The 5,610-nt window shown below is 57.6% G+C and carries 8 protein-coding genes; 1 reads left to right on the forward strand and 7 read right to left on the reverse strand.

Annotated elements, in window-relative coordinates; translation table 11 throughout:
- Positions 1-154: 154 nt before the first annotated feature.
- The 3 genes from GGQ73_RS22695 to GGQ73_RS22705 form a co-directional block, all read right to left on the reverse strand.
- Positions 155-352, reverse strand: a complete 198-nt coding sequence (locus GGQ73_RS22695) for a hypothetical protein (protein ID WP_183897986.1) — start codon at positions 350-352, stop codon at positions 155-157.
- 326 nt (positions 353-678) lie between these two features.
- Positions 679-1,440 (reverse strand): hypothetical protein, encoded by a 762-nt coding sequence (locus GGQ73_RS22700; RefSeq protein ID WP_183897987.1) that lies wholly within the window; start codon positions 1,438-1,440, stop codon positions 679-681.
- Positions 1,428-2,126, reverse strand: coding sequence for a hypothetical protein (locus GGQ73_RS22705; protein WP_183897988.1), 699 nt, complete (start codon positions 2,124-2,126; stop codon positions 1,428-1,430). The genes GGQ73_RS22700 and GGQ73_RS22705 overlap by 13 nt, the downstream gene beginning before the upstream one ends.
- Positions 2,127-2,163: 37 nt before the next feature.
- Between GGQ73_RS22705 and GGQ73_RS23300 the strand changes: the two genes are divergently transcribed.
- The gene (locus GGQ73_RS23300) at positions 2,164-3,375 is read left to right on the forward strand and encodes a restriction endonuclease (RefSeq protein ID WP_183897989.1); all 1,212 of its coding nucleotides are present in this window, start codon (positions 2,164-2,166) and stop codon (positions 3,373-3,375) included.
- 205 nt (positions 3,376-3,580) lie between these two features.
- On the opposite strand, the gene GGQ73_RS23205 is transcribed toward GGQ73_RS23300, so the two are convergent.
- From GGQ73_RS23205 to GGQ73_RS22725, 4 genes are all read right to left on the reverse strand, one after another.
- A complete protein-coding gene (locus tag GGQ73_RS23205) occupies positions 3,581-4,111 on the reverse strand; it encodes a nucleotidyl transferase AbiEii/AbiGii toxin family protein (RefSeq protein ID WP_252094076.1) in 531 nt (176 codons plus the stop codon).
- 20 nt (positions 4,112-4,131) lie between these two features.
- Positions 4,132-4,464, reverse strand: a complete 333-nt coding sequence (locus tag GGQ73_RS23210) for a nucleotidyl transferase AbiEii/AbiGii toxin family protein (protein WP_252094075.1) — start codon at positions 4,462-4,464, stop codon at positions 4,132-4,134.
- Entirely contained in the window at positions 4,461-5,288 is an 828-nt protein-coding gene (locus GGQ73_RS22720) for a type IV toxin-antitoxin system AbiEi family antitoxin domain-containing protein (protein ID WP_183897990.1), read from the reverse strand. Before GGQ73_RS22720 ends, GGQ73_RS23210 begins: the two co-directional genes overlap by 4 nt.
- A gap of 16 nt (positions 5,289-5,304) precedes the next feature.
- Positions 5,305-5,610, reverse strand: a 306-nt coding sequence (locus GGQ73_RS22725; protein WP_210290203.1) for a hypothetical protein, incomplete at its 5' end; no start/stop codon positions are given.

A 5,610-nucleotide genomic window follows, 5' to 3' on the forward strand; every position in this document is an offset into this window, starting at 1 on the left:
CTCCGCACCGCAACCCGCCGCTACCGCCCCGAATACAGCAACCCAAAACCGCTGGAGCGAACTCAAAACTGGATAAAACTTGGGGGCAACGTCACTAGGTTGCCGGTTATCAAGTCGTGGCCAGCATTGTGGGCATAGCGCTTATTGCGAAGCTCTATGATTTTGTCATGCACCGGACGAAGCTCGGGCGGTAACGCGCTGCGAGAAACGCCGCTGCTATGCCACCGTCAATGAGGCGAGAGTAAGTCGTCACGAACGCCAACGTCAGCATGTCGTTTTCGAGCGCCCAATCCATCGTCGCTTCGAACTTGTTGGAGGACAGCCGATGCTGGATGTAGCGAAGGCTCGCCATAGTCGGGAACGCATGGACGAGACGATCAAGATCCTCAGATTGTCATCTGCTGTCTCCAGAACGCCTTGGCCTTCCTCTTTGAGTGCATAAAGCTGCTACTGCCATTCTTCGGGCAGATATTTGATGGCCTCTTCAGGAAAGACGATGTACTCCCGCGGCTCTCTTCTGGTTCTTCCACGTTGTCCTCTTTTCTACATCGCGCGGGTGCTCATCTCGATTCTTTCGCATCCGCGCGGTCGTTGATCCGTTCGCTCGCAGCCGTGTCGATAAACGCGAAGCAAATTGCCGGCGGCCACTGGAGACAGTGGATTGCTGGTCTCGCGGGCTCAATCATTCAATCGGAAACGCTCTGCGTCGAAATTTGCAAGAATTTCGGAAACCTGCGCTTCGGAGAGGCGAGGTAGCGCGAAAAGGCCGCGCACGCGATTGTAGGCATCCGTCAGAAACGTAATTTGGGCGCTGCCGTCCCAATCACGGCTCTGTCGCATCGTCATCACGTCATTGCGGCGTGACTGGATTCGATCCATCTCCCACTCAGCAAACCAGCGAAGGTCGCGGACACTGTAGAGGCCTGCCTCTACCCGTCGCGCACCAAGCGCCCCGTAGCGATCCATCACCTGCATCGATCGACGCAAGACTTGCGACCACTGTCCGAGCATGAGGTGGTCCTTGAGAAGCGCGTAGTTCTTAGTCGGGGCTATGACGCTACCGTGGAGCAACCAAAACTCGCCAGTGTCCTCAAAAAACATGGTAACATTGGACGTCGATGAGGGCTGTCCGTATTCACCGGTGAGCCAATATCTGACGAAGCCCTCTTCCGTCGCACCGAAATCGCCGGATGCTGCCCCGTCGTGGGGCGCTTCAACTCTCATTCCGTTGTGAAGCGTTGCTATGTCCGCGACCGATGGAGGGTGTGTATTCCAGCCAGCTGGGATGATCCTCATGTAGGAGCGCGGGACGTCGGGAAGCTGGATCTTTGTGCGGCCTGGCCGACCGAATGCGTCGTTGTGTGTGAGCGTTTCTTTGGCTGAAGCCCAGATCGACGGATTCTGCGGATTGGCGGGCGCACCAACTATCACCTTGTCCACGGCGATTTGTTCGGCCCTCTCGGAGAGGTTACTTCGAGCGCGCCTTTCAGCTCTCTGACAAGTTTTTTGTTGACGCTTTTTCGCGTGGTGGCGTCAGCACCATCGGCGAGAACATAGGTGATGACTCGCCTTTGACGAATGTCGAACGGGAGGTCTTCGATCTCAGCGCCCGACGCCGTGTTGAGCACCCCGATCACACGCTCCCAACCAGGCTTCTGCATCGCCCAGCCGAGTTCAATCATGACGTTGGGATTCGGGAGCCATTTTCCTGCCGATGATTGCGCGATCGGGGTCAGATCGGCGACGAATACGGCGGCATTGGCGATTTTGGTCAGGATGGTGGAGGCGATGTCCACCATGCCACGCTCGCCCTTTGTGTCGTGGTCGACCTCTGGTCGGTCGGCGTCGTTGACGTCCATTTCGGCGTTGATCTGTTCGATCGCTTCCACTAGCGCGGCGCGAACAAATGTTCTGCATGTCGCCGACGAGAAGTCGCTTTGCCATGACCAAAAGACTTTGGGCGGTTCCTGGGAGCTCACGTTTGTACATCGATTGGCGTTGGCCCGTCGCTGCGGCGCGACTGCTTGGCAAATTTCCGCAAAGATGCGGGTAATCCTATTTCGATGAAGTAACGTGCCACCCGAGCTGCGAAGCGTCCTCTCCTCATTATACGCACCTGATGTCATATACTATGGATGCTATATTGTAGCGATGGAGGAGTGAGTGTCAGCAGCGAATACACAAAATAATCCTATCATGGAGGCGCTTGAGCAGTTCGAGTGGGCGGAAGCCAATCTCGTGAAGTTGGAACGGCTTTGGGATGAGATGGCCGCGATGATCCCAACCGGAGTCGTGTTCGGTGAGAACGTCGAATACGAGGACCGGGGACGCTCATTCGATCTTCTCCTCCAGAGCCTTCCGAAAATTGGAGGTTGGAAGCCGACGGCAACGCTTCTGGATATTGATGGCCTTGCCCAAAGCAGGCTCGACGCGATGGAGATCGATGAGCCGAGCGCACAGGTTTCCGTCGAGCGCTGGATCGAAGAGCCCGGGCGCGAGCTGCGAGAGTACCGCTTTCGGCTCAACAATATGCGAAAGGAGCTCATCCGCGACGCGCTTTTTGGCTTGATCGATCAGATCGATGCTGACATTCGCGCGGTTCGAGCGGCGGTGGGACCGGACGAGGATCCTCAGGAGCGGCTTGATGGAGGACTATGGAGCGTCATGCGTGAGCATATGGATCAGATCGAGGTGTTACTCGGCTCCAGCGTTAGGAAGCCGGCACGCTGGTCTGACATGCTGCGGCACATCCATTTTGGTCATGTCGGCGACCTCCATGATATAGAATCGATGGATTGGCCTAACGTAAAGACCACGCTGCGCAAGGGCTTGTACGGTGTGAACGAGGCCGTTCCGGTGCAAGTTGAGGACCTGTCGATCCTGGTCGCGGCGCGACCGACAGGGCCAATCACGACAGCACTCGCTTGGTGGGAGATCGATGACGAAGCTTTTGAACGTTTGATTTTCACGCTTATCAGCGACACGCCACGTTACGAAAATCCGGAATGGCTTATGCAGACGAGGGCAGCCGATCGGGGCCGTGACCTTTCGGTGACACGGCTAATCCAGGACGAGCTTTCGGGTACGCAACGGCTTCGCGTAATTATCCAGTGTAAGCACTGGACGAGTCGTAGTGTAGGACTTCCCGACGTAGCGGCAACGAAAGAACAGATGGCGCTGTGGACCAACCCGCGGGTCGACGTGCTGGTTGTAGCGACCAGCGGCAGATTCACCGCGGATGCCGTAACGTGGATCGAACAGCATAATGCAAACGGTGCCGCTCCGCGCATTGAAATGTGGCCGGAAAGCCATCTCGAACGTCTCTTGGCGACCAGGCCTGCAATTATCGCCGAGTTTGGGTTGCGTGGGCACTGATATGCCGTGTGCAGGGCTAAAATTGAAGTTCCAGCTCTTTACCTTGATAGGGTCGATTTGCGGGTCCGGGATGTAGATTTTCGCGGGTGTGCAAACCCTTGTCGAGACGTCAGGGATGGCCACCCGAATGGGGAAGGCCTACCAGGGGCTTCAGCACAGCCAGCAGCCCGTCTCGAAGGGGACGCCCACGTTCTTCCGGTCGAGGCTATGGGGCTTTTTGAATGGCCGGTCCGCCAAGCCCAAACCGCTCTTTCATCTCGCCAGTGCGAACCCGGGTATCACCAGCGATCTTGACAACCAGCCCTTCAAATACGCGCTCGAAAGCCTCCTTGGTAGCGTCCTCTGACAACGACTCCACCTGTGCGAGCGGAAGCAATGGCCGCATATCGGTTAGCAGCCGCGGATTCGCCAGCTTTGCGAACATTCGTTCTTCGGCCTGGGCGCGGGAAATCGATTGGCCTGCAAATTGCAGATAGCGGCCGAACAGCTCTGCAACCAGATCAGCGTCAAGACCTTCGAACACATCAAGGGCATGGGAGAGATCGTAGAGATCACGACCCTTGTCGCGCTGCAGGAGAGCCCGAAGCTTCGTGGCCAGCATTTCCTCCCGGGAGAAGGTCGGAATCGCGGCCTCGCCGGCAAACCAGGGATTTTCTATCCGAAGCGGTAGAGCTTGAGGCGGATCGTAGGTTTCGATTTCGCGCGTGTTGATTTCGACCTTGAGACGAATAGGCACGCCGCTTCCGTCTTCCGCCTCTACACGAAAGCGAAATTAGGGGCGACCGGGCTCTGGTCGAATTGCGCCCGGCCAAGCCAAGGTTCGAGAATTTCCCGCAGCCGATCCAAGATTGGGCCGATCGGGCCTGCGGTCGTTCGGACGAGATCTATATCTTCCGAGTAACGAAGCGGCTCGGGGAAATGCAACTTGTTCAGCGCCGTACCGCCGCGAAAGCGCAGTTCGGCGGAAAGGAGATCGTCATTGAAGATGTCGATGAGAGCGCGGCTGATGATGAGATCCTGCTCGACCTGACGCTGGTCCGCCCATGGCACAACGCTGCCCCAGGCAACAATATTCTGAGCGGGGATCATTCATCGACCTCCGGCGCGCGGCGCACGATCACGTGCCAGCGGTCGTCGCGCTCCTGCGGCGTGGGTGTGAAATCAGGATCGCGCGTCTCATGTCGGTCCAGCTCCGTCCACGGTGTCGCACCGCGCGCCATCAGCGCCGAATGCATCGGATCGGACAGAGTCTTGTGTCCCAGCCGCTCCAGCAGATAACCGAGACGTTGAACGACAGGCCGCTCAGTCGCATCGGACAATGCGGCCAACTGGGAAGGATCGATTTTTTCGACTAGATTCATAAGGACCGTCGCGACGTTATCGATCCCCCCCGCCGCCTGTGGATAGCGCAGGAGGTCGAGCGCCGTAAGCGCGGGGGATGATATCTTCATTCTGCCTGTATCCGTTTTGCGGTCCTCAATGCCCACCTCCACAGCTGCAATGTCCTTGCGGTAATAGAAGACGATCAGATTACGGCCCGCCTTGATCTTCGGCATGCGTTTGGGCGTGACGATCTGGAATTCCATCACGGCCTGGTGCGTGGCGCCGTGAAGCTCCGCCGCCTTCAACAAGCCGACATAGTAGGGCTGCAGCTCGTGGCGCATCAGGGCGTCGATGTACCATGATGGCGGAGGCGCGCCCCAGGAGGCAAACTGTGGGGGCACCGCAACATAGAGCCCCTGCCGGGGCCTGATCAGAGCCTTGCGGCGTTGAAGGCGCTCGGCGGCATCGAGGAAGGCGCCGCGTTCGACGCCCAGCGCCTGTTCGGCCTGCTGGCGCGTAAAGACTACTTGGCCCGCAGAGAGCAGGCGTGCAATATGAGTTGACAGCGCGGACCGTTGATCGTGAACCATGCGTAACTATCCGCTCTTAGCGCGGATTTTTCAACATGAATCGTACATTCTCAACAAATCGTTTTCGCTTTTCCGCGCCAAGTGCGGCTTTTCGAACATGATTAATCACCGCATTCTGCCCTGCCGGCGGCGGCGATAGGTGTTTGGATTCACGATGCTCGTCATGCCGCGCCACCGCCGTGAACAAGAACGATCCGCCAGTGAGGCCTATCTCGCTGGTCTGAAATTGTTTGATCCCGGCATTTGATGGTGCGATATTTTCCAGTGAATGGAAGGATGCACTATGGGCCAGGTTCACCACGCAAGCGCCACGACGACTGCG

It is taken from the genome of Rhizobium skierniewicense, from assembly GCF_014196515.1.
Classification (GTDB): Bacteria; Pseudomonadota; Alphaproteobacteria; order Rhizobiales; family Rhizobiaceae; genus Agrobacterium; species Agrobacterium skierniewicense.